Source organism: Marinifilum fragile JCM 15579 (assembly GCF_001310955.1).
Lineage (GTDB): Bacteria > Bacteroidota > Bacteroidia > Bacteroidales > Marinifilaceae > Marinifilum > Marinifilum fragile.
This window is the reverse complement of sequence record NZ_BAZX01000027.1, coordinates 16,313-32,456: the sequence shown is the minus strand read 5'-3', so window position 1 is coordinate 32,456 and position 16,144 is coordinate 16,313. Positions and strand designations below refer to the sequence as shown.

The following is a 16,144-nucleotide window of genomic DNA, read 5'->3' as shown; positions in this document are numbered from 1 at the left end:
GTTACAATTAACTGACTTTTTGGACAATGTCATATTTATTCAGGTACAATCCGATTCAATAATCGCGTTAATAATATCTTTAAATTTGAATTGGACAACATGCATAGGCTTTTCATTGCTTTGTATTTGTACTCGCTCAGCATTTCTTCTGCTTCTTGTATTGCCTCTTTGGTTTCATCCCATTTCAGAATATCTGAATTTTGATTTTTCCTCCACTCCTTCATCTTCTGGGGATACTTTTCATTCAGTATACATGAAATCATAGAGGGTTGAACCGTATTAAATCCACTGGCAATTTCATTTTGCCTGAAATCATCCAAATCATCATTAATTTGATAAGCAATGCCAAGCGCTGTACTGTATTCCGTAATCACTTCGATAACATCATTTCCTGCATTGGCATGAATCGCTCCAAATTGCAACGCCACCTCAAAGGCTGGTGAAGTTTTATTACTAAATATTCGAATGATTTCTTCTCGATTAAGCAGTTTACCATTCGATCTCCAAAGCAACTCTTCACCTTGTCCTAAAGACAAATCGCGATGAGCACGAGAAGCTACCTTTAGCAAACTTTTAATATGCTTAGCCCCTGATTCAGCAATCATTTGGTAACCATATCCAACAATTAAATCACCAACATTTAAAGCAACAGGCACATCGAACTCCTTGTGTAAGCTAGGTTTACCATATCTCTTATCATCATCATCGGCAATGTCATCGTGCACCAAAGATGCTTTATGAAAGCACTCTATAGAAACAGCTAATTTTTGAATGGTTTCGTTGTATTCTCCCGATTTTCCTTTTAAGGCATCATAAACTGCAGTCATCATTAAAGGACGCCAACGCTTCCCATCTTTTTCAATCCAGTCAATTGCAATATCTACGGTACCGTCTTTGTAATCAAAAAACTCCTGCAATTTTTCCTTGCTAAACCATGATTTTACAGTTTTCTTCAGATGGTCCAAATCAATCCAACCATGCCAATTGCTTTCTTTTCTTACTGCAAGAACTTCATTCAACCAAATCTCATCGACTTTGGAATCTTTACAGTTGTTATTGTACAATGGAATTGCAATGGATGGAACAGCTTCTTTAACCGCCAAAGGGAAAGATTTTTCGAATGAGTGTAAACACCCTACACCAATTATACACTCTACCTGACCAGATGAAAGCAACACACTTGCTGATGTTGTTCCCTCGCTTACTATGGTATGATAGCCCAAATCATCGGCTCTGGAAATAATATCAGCCAAATCGCATCTGCCACATTGCTCACAGAGTAAACCCAATTCATCGAACTTTGCAGGACAATCGGCATGGCTAAAACATTTTGGCAACAATAGTATTCGACGATTAAAAGGAATACCAGCTACAATATTTTGCCATGCAAAATTATTAATCATTACAGCCAGTAATTTCTGATACAAAAACAATTCAGGATGCATTTTAATTAGTTCTCCTGAATGAAAAATCACCTCCGATTCCTGCAAAGGAGGAATAATTTCCGTTTCAGCAGCATAATCACGTATCAAATCCCTGATTTGCTTTAGCTTCTCAGGAGTTTGTGGTAGTGCATTTCCTAAATTGGTATTTATCTGATCTTTCCTTAATATCATTGCAATCTCATTATCGTAATCTTCTATATTTCCTCTTGTACAGACGCACGGCCGTTATTGATTTTCCCTTGTACAGACGCACGGCCGTGCGTCTCTACAATAATCATTTATCCATATGCTCCAAACCCAAAGAATGAATATTTCTTTGCAAATCGGTATACCCACGATTTTTCGGGAATTTCTTTTCCCGGGATATGATGACCAGCACATGGCTTCATTTTTTGTAATTCTTCGAATGCTTTGCTTCTTTTCGATGAATCGTAAGCATCAGCCTCTTTCAGCATGGTATGTAATTGCTTTGGATCATCCAACAAAATGCATCCTTGTGTACAATCAGTTATCCCATTTCTTAAGCCTGAAATGTATTTTGAATTTTCAATTAATTCAGGAATATTGGAATCCGCCTCAATTTTTTCACCTGCAAATTGTATTGGCGGACAAAACTCAATATCTCCATATGGATTAATATGGTGCGATAAACCTATGGCACCCGGACAAAGCGCATTTCCTTTCTCATCCCAATAGGTATCAATAATCATTAAGGGTGCTTTTACACGAATGTCAACCATGAATTGTCTCAGCTCCAGAATTTCTTCTTCCGATAAAGCCAATTCAGTGGTGGGACGTTCTCCCACTGGTCTATAAATGTAGTACCACAAGTAATGAATTCCCTTCTTGATACATGAATTCACAAACTCCTCGCTCACCAAATCTCTAAAATTCGATTTACAAACACTGGTGGCAACTCCCGTAAATAGTTTGTTATTAATGGCAGAGTCTATTCCCGTCATGGTGCGACCATACACATTTTTCGCTCCCCTTCTGATGTCACTCACATCCTTCAAGCCTTCCACACTAATCAAAGGAGAAACATTCCCTAACTTTCTTAAGCGCTGAGCCACTTCATCGGTCAGCAAAGTCCCATTGGTAAAAAGCTGAAAGTAACAATCGGAATGACGTTCGATCACATCCATTAATTGTGGATACATTAGCGGTTCACCACCTAAAAGGCCAAAAAAGTATGATCCTTTTTTCTTACTGGAATTGATGATATTTTCCAGTGTTTCCACATCCATTCCCTTGGAAGTATTGTTAATCGTTACCCAACAACCCTGGCAATTTAAGTTACAGTTATCCGTAACGGAAATCATCATGAAAGCCGGATACAATTCTCCATTCTTTAAACGCTTTTTATGCTTTGCAACTGCCTTCATGCCTTTAAAGCCAAGATTGTAGCCTAATTTCCAAAGCAACTTTAAATCAACAGTGCGTAATATTCTTGATCCTAATGAAAATATCATTCTTTCCTATTTAACAGCAACATGAATTCGAATCACCATCCTTGCAATCGCAATTACAATCGCAGCTTGCCTCTGGTTCTTCCTTGCAATTGCAGTCACAATCACATTTCTCTTCTTTTTTCTCTTCCGCCTTATCTGCTCCGCTGCAACAAGCTCGTCGCTCTTCCTCTGCCATTTGCAATTGATCTTTCTTCAATAATGACACCTGAAAATTCTTTCTTCTTGCACTTAGTACTGAATAAACATCATCATTCTGAATTTGTTCGAGGATATCTGTTTTTTCATTTTCAGAACCATCGCCTTCTCCTCCATCAATCGGACTTTCGGCATGTTTAGGAAAAATGATTGCATCTTGTGGACAAACCCTTGCGCAGGCAGGACACATGTCTTTACAATTTGCCGAAGCCGATACTACAACTGTTCCATCATCTTCAACAGAGTAAACGCTAAACAAACAGAAGTTCAAACATTTTCTACAGCCATTGCAACGTTCATAATCAATAACAGGATACCAAGGTTTCCAATCATCAGAATATTTAATCTTGAGTGGTTCACCTGTTCCCGATTCCAAACTCGAAATCAATTCCTCCTTGTCATCATCAATATGGTGGTACGTTGTTGTACTTTCTTCTATTCTTCTTCCTGAGTTGTCAACCAAATTCTGCATGGCACGAGCCTGACAGCCAAAAACAACAGCATCTTCAGCTGTGTACAGACTTTCCAAATCATCTGGATTCTTAAGAATTGTGCCACACATATCTTCAATATAAGTGAAGCCAATATTCTTCTCTTCCAGGGTCTCTATCAATTTTTGAACAGACTCTTTTTCGATTTTTCCATCTTTCTCACAACCACATATAAATATCTGCTTACTCATATTTTGATTATTTGATTAGCTTTTTTTCTTAATATCGTATGCCATTAATGCATCACCATGACGGATATACAATACACCATTGGCAATTACAGGTTGAGCAAAGTGCTCTTTGGTTCCTTTGGTAATTTTGAATTGACTTACCAATTCCATCTTTTCAGGACTTACTTCTACTAATCCAACTTGTCCTCTCTCGTTATAACAATACAACATACCATCGGCAGCAATACTCGAGCCTCTACCAAATTTCAAAGTATCTCTGGTTTCACCTGTCTCTACATCAACACTCTTCCAAGATTTCTTGCGATGTGCCGAAGCAATGATTTTCCCATTAAGCTTCACTACACCGCCCATAATGTTATCCAACTCTTCATTTCTCCACACTTCTGTGATTTTAGCACCCTCATCTTCCAATTTCAATTTCACAGTACCATTTCCACATCCGGTAACGTAATACAAATATCCATTTTCAAAAATCGGTGTATTTCCATTTACATCACCCTTTGTAGTATCCTGCTGGTGAGTCCATAAGGTTTTACCAGTTTGAGATTCTACGGCTAACAGTGCATGTTCCGAGAAGGTTACCAATATATTTCTTGTTGGATATTCAATTAAAAGAGGAGAACAGTATGCAGGAATTTCACCAACTCCCGAATTGATCCATTTGGTTTCTCCTGTAAATCGATCCAATGCAATAATGTTCTTTTCTTTCCCTCCAGGAGCAGCAAACACCAAATCACCATCGACCAAAAGAGATTGAGAATATCCAAAACGTGTATTTTTACCTTCAAATTTTTCCAACATGTTGATTTTCCACTTCAATTCACCTGTTTCAGCATGAATACAAGCAACATCTCCCAAACCAGAAGCTACGTAAACCAAACTATCAACAACAGTTGGTGCAGAACGGGATCCGATAAAATTCTTCATCCAATCTTTACCAAATTCTGTTTTCCAAAGCATCTTCCCTTCCAAATCCATTGCAATTAAATAAGCAATGCTATCCACCTCTCCATTCAAATAAATGTTATTATCAGTAACAACAGGCGATCCATAACCATTTCCAACTCCTTCTGCATCCCAAAGAAGATTTGGACCATCTTTTGGCCACTCTTTTAAAAGATTCGTTTCTGCATAAATTCCTGAGCGGTTTTCACCTCTCCATTCGCTTACTTTTTTCTGTTTCGATGTACATGAAAACAGCGATAATGCCATTAAGATTAGGATGTAGTTCTTCATTTGTAAGGGTTTATTATTTAAATTCTAGTTAGTTTTCCGTTATCAAGTTTGTATATTTTCTTCATTTTTTTTGCCAGATCCATTGAATGGGTAACCACTACAAGTGTTACTTTTTGTTTTTCGTTAATCGATACCAATAAATCTCCAAGCTGATCGGCAGATTTCTTATCCAAAGATCCTGTAGGTTCATCTGCCAGTAACAAACCTGGTTGATGGATCAATGCACGAACAACAGCAGTTCTCTGACACTCTCCACCCGACATTTGCCCAGGCAATTGACTTATTTGACCAGACAAACCAACAAAATCAATCAATTCTTGAGCCCTTTGCTCTGCCTCAACTTTTAACTTCTTATCTTTTTCAGGGATCAAGGGCACCAATACATTCTCAATTAAACTCAATTGAGGCAATAGATGATGCGACTGAAAAATGAAACCCAAATTTCTATTTCTGAACTGGGCAACTTCATCTTCTGCCAGCTTCCCAATTTCTCTTTCGCCATGAAGAATTACTCCCGAATTGGCATGATCCAACGAACTAATCAAGTTTAACAGAGTACTCTTGCCAGAACCCGATGGTCCTACAATTGCAATCGAATCACCCGATTCTATTTTCAAGGATAAATCGTCAAGAACCATTCTCTTTTCCTTGCCCGGAACCTGATAGTATTTTGAAATTTGCTTTAACTCTATTTTCATACTTGTAATCTTTTCGAATCCTTAAAATATTACTATTCGATTTTTAAATCACTTTTTTTCGTTCTATGCCTCAATTTTCCTGATAAAATCCACTTTCTCCGCAAATTGTTATTGGTTCATCATTATTTAAAAGCTTTCACCGCCTCCATGCGATCTTTCTCCATCACAATAATCCATTCTCCAGGTAAATCACTCATTTCTCCAGCATTTTTTCACGTTCTCCAAGTCATTTACCCAATTCTCCAGCAAAACAACCCGTTCTCCAGTAAAAAATCCGTTCTCCACAGGGCTTTCAGAAGATTTACCTTTCTCCAAAAACATAAACAGATCCATCCATAGCTGTCACCACAATCATTCCTTCAACCACGGCCGGTGTTCCAATTAAGGCTCTTCCAATTTCATATGACCATATTTTCTGACCATTTTCCTTATCCAATAAATATATGCGACCATCTCCAGATGCCATTACTACCTCATTCGCTGCAATCACAGGCGATGCCTCTATTTTGTTCCTGGTTTTAAATTGCCATTTTATTTTTCCTGATTTCTTATCGAAACAGTACACCTGTCTGTTCTCTGCTCCAATAATCACAATATCACTGGCAATGGCAGGCGATCCCAAATAAGAAATCGCTCCTTCCTTCTTCCAGTTGACCTGATTTTTCCTGAAATCCACACAGTAAAACTCCCCATCGTGATTTCCAAAGAATGCATGATTCCCATCCAAGGCAACTGATGATGCGATATAGGTCTGGATATCCAACTTATTCTTAGCTTTTCCTGTTTTCACATCCACCTGATGCAGGAAACCGTCACAACCACCAAACATGGCAATTTCGCCATTGCATGATGCCGCTCCGTTGATGTAGTTATCCGATTCATAATCCCATAATTTCTTTCCCGATTTGGCATCCAAACAGTACAATTTAAAATCGTAAGAACCGAATAGAATTCTTTTTTGCTTGCTTGCCTTATCGTAAAACCAATTGGCCGATCCTGAAACTTGACCTTCAGTTACAAACTTCCACCTCACTTTTCCAGTGCTCGCATTCAAACAATAAAACGTCCCATCCAAAGCTCCGAAATATACATTCCCATCCAGATACATGGGCGATGCCTCTACTGAAGTCTCCGCATTGAACTTCCACTTCAACTCCCCCAATTTACTTAAGGCATAAAGGTTTCCATCATTCGATCCAACATAGATGATGCCATTACGAACAATGGGCGATGATTTAATAGCATCACCAGTTTTGTAGGACCACAAAAGAGATGGATTCTTTGGCAATTCTGCTTGCGTAACACCACTCAACTGTGCATTCCCACGAAAGGAAAGCCAATTGTGTTTGTTTTGAGCTATTGATGATAGGCTCAATGCGATTGTAAATATGTATAGGAATAAATGTTTCATAGTTACCGAACTCTGACAGGTTCAAGACCTCTGTCAGGTCATTTTCTAGTATTATTAATTGTTAATTACCCATTCTTAATTAGAGCGAAGCGACAGAGCTCCCGTCGGACAAGCCTCGGCACACTCCTTTCCAGCAACTGTCAATGCTTCATTCAATTCCTGATTAAAAGGAACAGCCACTTTCACCGTAAAACCTCTACCAATATTGGTCAATCCCGTTTTCTCACCATGCCTTTCGGCGATTTCTATACACAATCCACATTTGATGCATTTTTCCGGCTCATAAATCACCGAATCATGATTGATGTATTTCAATACAGAATTTCTTTCGCCTAATGCAAATCTTCTACGATCAATCTTGTATTCTTCGGCACAATCTCTCAAACGACAATTGTCCAGCTTGCGGCAATCGCAATGCATACAGCGCTTTGCTTCTGCAATGGCTTCTTCTTTTGTATATCCATTCGGAGATTTTGCATCCACTCTATCTCCTTCAAGCGATTCTTTCAAATACTCAGTCAATTCCTCTTTTCGAAGGGTGCCAAATCGTGAATTGAATAACCTTTCTGTTGCTTTAGCTTTTCCTTCGCTTAAATAAGAATCAACCGACCAGGCAGCTTCTTTTCCCATAGCTATAGCTTTCACCGCCATTTTCTGAGTTCGAATTACACTACCACATGCAAAAACCTTCGGATCTGATGTTGTATAGGTTCCAGCATCTATTTTCAAGCCAGTCTTTCCAGCCTCCAGTCCAAATGTTTCTCCATCTGTTCCATTGGCAAGGATCACTGCATCGTATTCTTGCTTTAAGGATTCAAATTTCACTTGGGAAACTTCAGCATCGCAATTCGTAACTAATCCCAACTGATCTAAAACAGCAACTTCTCTAGCTATCACTTCTGTTGGCAATTCACCATTTAAAACTGATGCCAATAACATTCCTCCAACACCTTCATATTTTTCAAACAGCTCACAATCGTGTCCATTCAACAACAAATGATAAGCTGCAGAAAGTCCAGATGCTCCTCCACCAACAATAGCTACTTTCTTACCGCTTGCTTCTTTCTTCTCAGGCAAATAGTTTTGAGTTTCCTCTTCTGAGAATCGCTTCAACAAACAAATGGAAACTGGCTGGTCCACATCTTTTCTTCTACACACTTTCTCACAAGGAGCCGAGCATACGTATCCCAATATCCCTGGAAGAGCAATTTCCTCTTTTACAATTTTCAATGCCTTATCGAACTGATTATTGGCAATGAAACGGTTCATTTTTGGAATATCCATATAGGCAGGACAAGCTACACGACAAGGAGCTTCGCAATCACCAACATGATCACTCATCAAAAGCTCGATGGCTTCCTTTCTGGCTTCTTTTACTTCTGTGTCCTCACTTGCCAAATCCATTCCATCCACAACTTTCGTAGCACAGGAAGGAATCATTTGCTGATTGGCATTGTTTTTCACCATACAAACCATACAGGTTGGATGATTGCTACATACTTCCATATAACACATACTAGGAATGTGAATTCCTGCAGAACGAGCTGCATTTAGAATACTAGTTCCCTCTGCAACTGTAATGGTCTGATTGTCTATTTTTATTGTTGGCATTTTCGTAATTCGTAATTGATAATTCGTAATTCATTATTTATCAATCCGACGCTGAAAGGTTTTGCAAACGCTATCAGTCTTCCGGGCCTATTTTATTTCTACTGCATCAACCGGGCAAATCTGTTTACAGATATCGCATTTGATACACAATTCATTGTCCACTGTGTGCAATTCATATGGTTTTGCCTGTATGGCATCCACCGGACAACGTTGAGCACACTTGGTACATCCGGTACAATCATCATTGATTTCGTAGCGAATCAGGTTTTCACACTTCCCGGCAGCATTCGCCTTTGATGTGTGCCTCATATTCATGTCGGAAGTATTTTAATGTTGACAGTACAGGATTTGGCGCTGTTTTTCCCAAACCACAAATACTTCCCTTTTGGGTATTAATGGCCAGCTGCTCCAACAAATCCAAATCACTCAATTTTCCTTTTCCTGATTTGATTTTCGCTAAAATCTCAAGCATTCGTCTTGTACCAATTCTACAGAAGGTGCATCTACACACGATTCGTCTTGGGTAAATGACAAGAAATAATGAGCAATATCCACCATACAGTCCGATTCGTCCAAGACGATCAATCCTCCAGATCCCATCATGGCTCCGACTTCTTTAAGCGAATCAAAATCAATGGTTGTATCCGCCATTTCAGCAGGAATACATCCTCCTGATGGTCCACCTATCTGTACAGCTTTGAATTTCTTTCCATTGGCTATTCCTCCACCAATCTCTTCCACAATCTGACGAATGGTGATTCCCATTGGCACCTCAATCAAACCTCCGCGATTGATCTTGCCTGCCAAAGCAAATACCTTGGTTCCCTTGCTATTTTCAGTCCCAATTTCCTTGAAACTTTCAGCACCATTGCGAATAATAAATGGCACCAACGAAAGGGTTTCAGTATTGTTGATTAAAGTTGGTTTGCCCCACAAACCTTTTTCTGCCGGGTATGGCGGACGCAATTCCGGAATACCTCTTTTCCCTTCAATAGAAGCTATTAATGCTGTTTCTTCTCCACACACAAAGGCCCCGGCTCCTTCAAATACTTTCAAATCAAAAGAGAATCCTGAACCTAAAATGTTCTCACCAATCAATCCTTCTTTCTTGCAGATTTCCAGTCCTTCTTTTATTCGGGTTACTGCCAAAGGATACTCTGCACGAATGTACAAGCGCCCTTCATTGGCACCTACCGCATAGGCAGCAATTAGAATCCCTTCAATCACTCGGAAAGGATAGGATTCCAGCAACATGCGATCCATAAATGCTCCCGGATCTCCCTCATCACCATTACAGATGATGTATTTTTTATCAGCCTTGGCATTCTTCACCAAATTCCACTTGATAAAAGATGGAAAACCCGCGCCTCCTCGGCCTTTTAATCCACTTTCTTCTATCTGAGCGATAATCTCATCTGGTGATAGTTCTTTCAAACATTTTGTGAATGCCTCAAATCCATGTTTTGATTTGTATTCTTCAAAATCTGATGGCTTAATTTCTCCTCTATATTCAGTAGCAATGTTTACCTGTCCTTTTAAAAATTCTGCAATAGGTGTATCCTTTTCAGTTGAATTGTACCTATTTGAGCTAACCGGAACATCCGAAAAGGTCAAGTTCTCGGCGTAATTGTAGAACCTGTTTTTGAAGCGACTCATCCAATTTTCGGAGCGAAAGTGGTTTTTAATGATCTCACTTACCTCATTCGCCTTAATTTTTGTATAAAAAGCGGGTTCTTCACCATCCTTATGAATCTCCAACATTGGCACCTGGTTGCAGACACCAACGCATCCAACCTGTTTTACATCTACTTTAATTTTATTGTCTGCAAGAGTTCTTTCCAGTTCTTCCTTTACTCCCGAACTACCACTTGCAATACAACAGGAACCTAATCCGATTCGAATTTCTCCCTGTGAAATTCCATCTTCTGTAAGCTCTCTTACCTGCTTTTCTTCACTTGGTGCAAGATTTTTAAAATCCTCGATGATCTCAGCAACCTTTCCGGTTTCTACATGTCCGTAAGTCACATCATCAATCTGTACAACAGGAGCAATGGTACAACATCCCAAACAAGCCACTTCTTCAACAGTAAATAGCTTATCCACATCGGTATCACCTTCAGTAATTTTCAATTCACGCTTAAAACTATCGTAAACCTGCTTGGCTCCTTTTACGTGACAAGCCGTTCCCACACATACTTTAACAATATGTTTTCCTACTGGATGATGTCTAAACTGAGAGTAAAAGGTAGAGATTCCTGTAATCTGAGATTCCGTAATTTCCGTAGTATCGCAAACTCGCTTCAAAGCCTCCTCTGGTAAATAGTTGAATTTCCCTTGAATGGCTTGAAGAATCGGAATTACCTTATCAGAATCCTTCCCTTTTTCAGCAATTATCTTGTCAACAATATTTTGAATCTCCATCATATCTATTTCCCTATGCAATAAAGATGTTTCTCTCCGCGGATATATACTCTTCCATCAGCAAATGCCGGTGTCATGTCTGACTTCTCTCCCAGTGCAGGAGCTGCTATCTCCTGATATTCTTTATCAGCTTTAAAAATATGCATCACACCATCTCTGTCAAGCAGATATACATTCCCATTGGCAACAATAGGAGATGCATAAAATCCACTACCGAATTCCTGCTCCCAACTTATTTCTCCGGACTTGGCATCATAACATACCACGGCTCCATAACTGGTTACAATTATCAAATTATCTCCTGAAATAACAGGGCTAGGAACATCCGACAAGTAATCGTATGCTTCCCAAAGAACTTCTGGATTTGCTCCTGGTTTAATGGCCACAAGACTAGCATATTCATTCAAAGCATATACAATACCATTACCAACTGTCACAGAAGGACCAACTTCGCCAGTTATACAATCTAATTTCCAAAGTTCCTTTCCTGTATTCACATCGTATGAGGCTACACAAGGGTCAGCAGCCAGAATAAGTTCTGTATTTTCTCCAATCTGAGCAATCACCGGCGATGACCAGGATACACGAACTTTTCTTTTTGTACTCCACAGTTCGTCACCATTTGCAGTTGAAAGTGCCAATACTTTCGCATCTTTCTTGTGATCATACTGTACAATCAGTTTATCCTGATACACCAACAAAGATGAAGAATGTCCGTAATGATTATCAGGAACACCTAGATTCTTTGCCCATTTCTGTTTTCCATTAAAATCCAAGGCAATAATATCGCCATTGGCAAAAATGGCAAAAATTGATTTTCCATCCGTAGTAACGGTAGATGCCGCATGACCTGTGTCTGGTGTTACCTCAGGTGATTTTGCAGGAGAACCTGCAATGCCTTCCACTTTTGCTGTCCAAAGTAGCTTCCCATTATTTCTATCATAGCAGTATACTTCTCTTTGGGTGGCATTGGCTCCTGATAAAAACAGTTTATCTCCCCAAATTACGGGAGAGTTGTAGGCATGAATTGGCACTTGAACCTTCCACAATACATTTTTGCCACTTGCGCCATCCCAATCGGTTGGGATATTCTTTTGATAAGATACTCCCTGTCCACCTGCTCCACGGAATGCAGGGAAGTTTGCCATCATTTCTTTTGTAGGATATGATGCATTATCAGCAACTTTTTTGACAGGAGCTTCCTTTTTTACTTCCGGTTCTTTCTTCTCCGCTACTTCTTGCTTCTTTTCAGCCACAATAGTCTCTTGATTCTTAGGTTCCTCCTTTTTCACCACTTCTGCAGTTTTCTCTACAACAGGTTCTTCTTTTTCAACAGACTCTTCCTTCGCAACTTCTTTAACTGGCTCAATCACTTCCACATTATCACTGGTTTCTTCAGGAGTTGATTGTGCCACCAAAGCAGCTTGGGTAAATTGATTCCCCAATTCTTTATGAGTCAGAAAGGCAATCAATAAGGTTATCGCCACCAATCCAAAACCGCCAAGGCCAATCCATTTACGGGCTTTCTCTTTGAATAAAACAATATTCTCTTGTTCACTCTCCGTTACTTCTGGTAGTTTTTGCTTGCCTGCATAAAACATCTGTAAAGCAATTGCTGTAACAATAACACCTAATAACAAAAGATAACCACCAGCTTTCACCTGCCATTGATTGGTGAAGTATGCTTTACGCACCAAAAGATCCATTTCACGAATCTGCTCTCTCAATTGGTTGTCATTTGGATTTTCTTCCAATCGTTGCACCAATGAATTGATTAATTCTGTATTTACAGGATCAATTCGATTGATTTGTATATAATTCACCAAAACCAACATGCAGATGATAAACGAGAAAGTCCCCGCCACAATTGCAATATTTCTCCATAGAAATTGGTTGGTTTTTCTTAATTTGAACTTATTATTCATAGGTTAGTAATTATTTCAAAGTATTTTATTTTTCTACAGGACAATATTTTAAACATCTGGCACAGCTCACACATTCCCCTTTATCTGGCTCATAGTCTTCTCTATAACGATATATTGTTAATCCTGCCAATGACAAGCCAAATACCAAACCAATAAAGGCACCTAGCATCCACGATCCATAATAAAACTGCTTTAATATAGCTGCTGATTCCAGATATAGTTCCTCCTTGGTTTTGCCCGAGGTCCTGAATCCTTCGATCTCCAAACTTTCCTTCATCGTATTCGAATCGAAATGAAGCAATTCATTGGCCAAACGTACTTTCGAATTCACCATAGCCAAATTTTCATGGAAATTAGAAACAACCCAAGCTCCAATAATCATTAAGGCTGGAATAATCATTCCCAAAAGAATGAAACGTCTCGTTGCCGATCGCTTATCTTCCATTTGTTTGACTTCAACAGGTTTGTTGATGGCATCCAATGGACATGAATTCTCACAAAGTTTACACTGTATACAACTTGCCGGAGTAATGCTTAAATGCTTTTTAGAAACTCTACTTACCAAGTTCAAAATCACACCATAAGGACATAAAAATCGACAGTAAGGACGAGCAATAAAAACACTAATCAGTAGAAATGCTGCACCAATGGCAAACATGAAGAAAGTTGCGTTGAACCTGAATATTCCAACAAAAGGATCGTATCTACAGATAATAAAATCGGTCCCCGTAGCTGCATAAAGAATCGCTAAACCAAGATATATCCATGGAATCAATCCCAGAACTTTCTGCAACCATTTCTTCAAACTAACCGGTCTTAGCAGAAAAACATCTTGTACCGCACCTAAAGGGCAAACTCCTGCACAAAAGGTTCTTCCGAAAAACAGAGTATAAACCAATGGAATCACAAAAAATGCTAAAGCGGAGAGTGGTATATGATATCCTGGATTGAATAAAGCCAACACAACATTTTGAACTGATCCTACAGAACATACACATCCCTCTCTAAGGAATCCAAAATATAAAATGGAAAATAGTGAAGTAATTATAACACCTGTACGTGAACGCTTTTTATGAATAAACCAAGTAATCAAGCTTAAAGCTGCAATTAAAAGCAATACGTCCACCAATGCGAATATTCCTGCCCGAGGCTCTGGCATGGAAGTTATCGGCTGCGTATAGCCCGATTCAAATTCAGGTCTAGGAAATCTTTGAGTTTGCGCAAAAGCTGCAAAATCCATGATCAATAGTACTAACAGAGAGAATATCGAAAAGATTTTCTTCATTTCTTAAATCTTTTTATTGGTTTTGAAGCCGGCAAACTGGTAGGCTTCTTCAAGAGGAACTCGTTTAAATGCATCTGAAGGACAATCGCGTGCAATGGCGCATTCGTTGCAATTCACACACAAATCGTGACTGATTTGCAATTGCAGGGAACCATTTCCAAAAGCACCACAACCTTTTACACATTTGCCACATCCAATGCACAACTCATCAATGATCTCATATTTAAAATAAGGATCCTCTACATAAGTACGTTTGATGGCTCCGGTCGGACAAAGCATGTTTTCTGCTCCTGTAGATAGATTCTTCACATTAGGTCTAAAATATCCACCACACAAATCACAATAACCACACATGTCATAAACATGAATGCATTTTACAGCCGATGGCGTTACAACACAACTGGTTGCACAACGTCCACATTGTGTACATTTGGTTGGATCAAGTTGCCAAAGGTAATCTCCTTTTACACTTTTGCTCGCCAGAACTCCTGCAACTCCAACAATGCTTGCTCCCGCCGCAAAACGAAAGCATGTATTTATAAATTCTCTTCTGTCTTTTTTCATACTGACTAGTAATTAGTAACTAGTTGTTAGAAACTTTTTGATCTCTTTTGAATTTTAAGCCTTCTGGTTTTTTACAACTTTTTAACTGTTTACAATCCTGACATGGAGTTGTAAACTCGCAAGTTTCATTGGTTGTATAGTTTCTATAAACAAACCCCCCGCTAATTGCAGCCAATCCTGCGATTATTAATCCTCTCAAGCCACTTCTTAAAAAATCTCTTCTTTCCATTCTATTTTGCTTCAAAAATTCTAACTAAGCTTTTAGCCGGATCCAAAACCAAAATTCTATCTTCTGAATCCACTGCCAAATCAATACCAACCGTTCCAGGTTCAAACAAATCCGGAGCAGCTACTACCGATTTAAAATCTCCTGAAGGGAGATGTATTTTTACTCTTTCCAATCCTTTTTCTGCAGTCACAAAAGAACCATCAGATAAGATGGCAATATTCGATGGGTTGCAACATCCACTAAATCCTTCCACCCCCATAGAGGTTCTATTCCAACTTGATATTTGTTCACCTTCAAAATTGTATGCCTCAAAAGCATGTCGTCCCGGGTTTACCGCCCATAATTCACCTTGTCTTCCAATTAGCAAATCAAAATATGGACTAGGAATTACAAAACCTTTTATGCCTTCTGCCTGATTCTCTTCACCAATTTCCTTTATTTTTATTCCATCAATACTATAATGATGAATGATTTTCTGACCAGCATCGGCGATAAAAACATTGGTATCCTGAACCGCAATTGAAGTGATATAGGTTCGATCTCCTTTTACTACAAAACTGTTTCTTAAGCTTCCATCAGGTTTTCGTATATCGATACGATTACTCATTCCTACCAGAATATTACCATTCTCCATTACTGTGATACAAGATGCAGCCTGTCTTAATTTCAAACTATTGATTTGCTTGCCTTCTGAGTTGAGTACAAGTACATTTTTATCTGTTCCAACATAGATATTATCATCCTGATCTACGGCAATGGTATGAATTTCATCTGCATCAATTTTGATTTGCTTGCTCTCCTTATGACTTATTTTTGATTCATCTGCATGGCGCAAAGAATTCAAATCATACTCGTACACATTCTCCTGACTTACTTCACCTGTTTTAAACAGATCTTTCGCCATGAATGCGATCAATACGATTAGCAAAACAACAGACAACCATAAAATCAACTTATTCCTCATATCTGA

At 38.9% G+C, this 16,144-nt stretch carries 15 protein-coding genes; all 15 read right to left on the bottom strand.

Translation table 11 applies throughout. From position 1 onward, the window contains the following. Nucleotides 1–35: 35 nt before the first annotated feature. Complete coding sequence (locus JCM15579_RS16055) at nucleotides 36–1,616, bottom strand: polyprenyl synthetase family protein (protein WP_054721620.1); 1,581 nt, start codon at nucleotides 1,614–1,616, stop codon at nucleotides 36–38. A gap of 107 nt (nucleotides 1,617–1,723) precedes the next feature. Then, on the bottom strand, nucleotides 1,724–2,917 hold the full coding sequence (locus JCM15579_RS16050; RefSeq protein WP_054721618.1) for a radical SAM protein: 1,194 nt from the start codon (nucleotides 2,915–2,917) through the stop codon (nucleotides 1,724–1,726). A 10-nt stretch (nucleotides 2,918–2,927) separates the two neighbouring features. Then, nucleotides 2,928–3,794: an ATP-binding protein gene (locus JCM15579_RS16045; protein ID WP_054721616.1), complete on the bottom strand. Its 867-nt coding sequence runs from the start codon at nucleotides 3,792–3,794 to the stop codon at nucleotides 2,928–2,930. 15 nt (nucleotides 3,795–3,809) lie between these two features. Further along, complete coding sequence (locus tag JCM15579_RS16040) at nucleotides 3,810–5,030, bottom strand: outer membrane protein assembly factor BamB family protein (protein ID WP_054721615.1); 1,221 nt, start codon at nucleotides 5,028–5,030, stop codon at nucleotides 3,810–3,812. Nucleotides 5,031–5,047: 17 nt separating this feature from the next. Continuing rightward, nucleotides 5,048–5,728, bottom strand: a complete 681-nt coding sequence (locus tag JCM15579_RS16035; RefSeq protein WP_054721613.1) for an ABC transporter ATP-binding protein — start codon at nucleotides 5,726–5,728, stop codon at nucleotides 5,048–5,050. A 301-nt stretch (nucleotides 5,729–6,029) separates the two neighbouring features. Continuing rightward, a complete protein-coding gene (locus JCM15579_RS16030) occupies nucleotides 6,030–7,139 on the bottom strand; it encodes an outer membrane protein assembly factor BamB family protein (protein WP_054721610.1) in 1,110 nt (369 codons plus the stop codon). 75 nt (nucleotides 7,140–7,214) lie between these two features. After that, nucleotides 7,215–8,750, bottom strand: coding sequence for a 2Fe-2S iron-sulfur cluster-binding protein (locus JCM15579_RS16025; protein ID WP_054721608.1), 1,536 nt, complete (start codon nucleotides 8,748–8,750; stop codon nucleotides 7,215–7,217). A gap of 87 nt (nucleotides 8,751–8,837) precedes the next feature. Beyond that, entirely contained in the window at nucleotides 8,838–9,065 is a 228-nt protein-coding gene (locus JCM15579_RS20945) for a 4Fe-4S dicluster-binding protein (protein ID WP_218186203.1), read from the bottom strand. Continuing rightward, on the bottom strand, nucleotides 9,019–9,222 hold the full coding sequence (locus tag JCM15579_RS20940) for an NADH-ubiquinone oxidoreductase-F iron-sulfur binding region domain-containing protein (RefSeq protein ID WP_218186202.1): 204 nt from the start codon (nucleotides 9,220–9,222) through the stop codon (nucleotides 9,019–9,021). Before JCM15579_RS20940 ends, JCM15579_RS20945 begins: the two co-directional genes overlap by 47 nt. Further along, nucleotides 9,207–11,174 carry an NAD(P)H-dependent oxidoreductase subunit E gene (locus JCM15579_RS16020; protein ID WP_218186201.1) on the bottom strand — a complete coding sequence of 656 codons (1,968 nt, stop codon included), beginning with the start codon at nucleotides 11,172–11,174 and terminating at the stop codon, nucleotides 9,207–9,209. The genes JCM15579_RS20940 and JCM15579_RS16020 overlap by 16 nt, the downstream gene beginning before the upstream one ends. 2 nt (nucleotides 11,175–11,176) lie before the next feature. Further along, complete coding sequence (locus JCM15579_RS16015) at nucleotides 11,177–13,096, bottom strand: PQQ-binding-like beta-propeller repeat protein (protein ID WP_054721606.1); 1,920 nt, start codon at nucleotides 13,094–13,096, stop codon at nucleotides 11,177–11,179. Between the two features lie 25 nt (nucleotides 13,097–13,121). Continuing rightward, nucleotides 13,122–14,381 carry a 4Fe-4S binding protein gene (locus JCM15579_RS16010; RefSeq protein ID WP_054721604.1) on the bottom strand — a complete coding sequence of 420 codons (1,260 nt, stop codon included), beginning with the start codon at nucleotides 14,379–14,381 and terminating at the stop codon, nucleotides 13,122–13,124. A 3-nt stretch (nucleotides 14,382–14,384) separates the two neighbouring features. Continuing rightward, on the bottom strand, nucleotides 14,385–14,945 hold the full coding sequence (locus tag JCM15579_RS16005; protein ID WP_054721601.1) for a 4Fe-4S dicluster domain-containing protein: 561 nt from the start codon (nucleotides 14,943–14,945) through the stop codon (nucleotides 14,385–14,387). Nucleotides 14,946–14,964: 19 nt separating this feature from the next. After that, on the bottom strand, nucleotides 14,965–15,174 hold the full coding sequence (locus tag JCM15579_RS16000) for a hypothetical protein (RefSeq protein ID WP_054721599.1): 210 nt from the start codon (nucleotides 15,172–15,174) through the stop codon (nucleotides 14,965–14,967). Between the two features lies 1 nt (nucleotide 15,175). Next, the gene (locus JCM15579_RS15995) at nucleotides 15,176–16,138 is read right to left on the bottom strand and encodes an NHL repeat-containing protein (protein WP_054721597.1); all 963 of its coding nucleotides are present in this window, start codon (nucleotides 16,136–16,138) and stop codon (nucleotides 15,176–15,178) included. Between the last annotated feature and the right edge of the window lie 6 nt (nucleotides 16,139–16,144).

What these genes read in the sequence shown, in the direction of transcription:
- JCM15579_RS16055 (WP_054721620.1), bottom strand. Translation starts at nt 1,616, where the DNA reads ATGATATTAAGGAAAGATCAGATAAATACCAATTTAGGAAATGCACTA.
- JCM15579_RS16050 (WP_054721618.1), bottom strand. Translation starts at nt 2,917, where the DNA reads ATGATATTTTCATTAGGATCAAGAATATTACGCACTGTTGATTTAAAG.
- JCM15579_RS16045 (WP_054721616.1), bottom strand. Translation starts at nt 3,794, where the DNA reads ATGAGTAAGCAGATATTTATATGTGGTTGTGAGAAAGATGGAAAAATC.
- JCM15579_RS16040 (WP_054721615.1), bottom strand. Translation starts at nt 5,030, where the DNA reads ATGAAGAACTACATCCTAATCTTAATGGCATTATCGCTGTTTTCATGT.
- JCM15579_RS16035 (WP_054721613.1), bottom strand. Translation starts at nt 5,728, where the DNA reads ATGAAAATAGAGTTAAAGCAAATTTCAAAATACTATCAGGTTCCGGGC.
- JCM15579_RS16030 (WP_054721610.1), bottom strand. Translation starts at nt 7,139, where the DNA reads ATGAAACATTTATTCCTATACATATTTACAATCGCATTGAGCCTATCA.
- JCM15579_RS16025 (WP_054721608.1), bottom strand. Translation starts at nt 8,750, where the DNA reads ATGCCAACAATAAAAATAGACAATCAGACCATTACAGTTGCAGAGGGA.
- JCM15579_RS20945 (WP_218186203.1), bottom strand. Translation starts at nt 9,065, where the DNA reads ATGAATATGAGGCACACATCAAAGGCGAATGCTGCCGGGAAGTGTGAA.
- JCM15579_RS20940 (WP_218186202.1), bottom strand. Translation starts at nt 9,222, where the DNA reads ATGCTTGAGATTTTAGCGAAAATCAAATCAGGAAAAGGAAAATTGAGT.
- JCM15579_RS16020 (WP_218186201.1), bottom strand. Translation starts at nt 11,174, where the DNA reads ATGATGGAGATTCAAAATATTGTTGACAAGATAATTGCTGAAAAAGGG.
- JCM15579_RS16015 (WP_054721606.1), bottom strand. Translation starts at nt 13,096, where the DNA reads ATGAATAATAAGTTCAAATTAAGAAAAACCAACCAATTTCTATGGAGA.
- JCM15579_RS16010 (WP_054721604.1), bottom strand. Translation starts at nt 14,381, where the DNA reads ATGAAGAAAATCTTTTCGATATTCTCTCTGTTAGTACTATTGATCATG.
- JCM15579_RS16005 (WP_054721601.1), bottom strand. Translation starts at nt 14,945, where the DNA reads ATGAAAAAAGACAGAAGAGAATTTATAAATACATGCTTTCGTTTTGCG.
- JCM15579_RS16000 (WP_054721599.1), bottom strand. Translation starts at nt 15,174, where the DNA reads ATGGAAAGAAGAGATTTTTTAAGAAGTGGCTTGAGAGGATTAATAATC.
- JCM15579_RS15995 (WP_054721597.1), bottom strand. Translation starts at nt 16,138, where the DNA reads ATGAGGAATAAGTTGATTTTATGGTTGTCTGTTGTTTTGCTAATCGTA.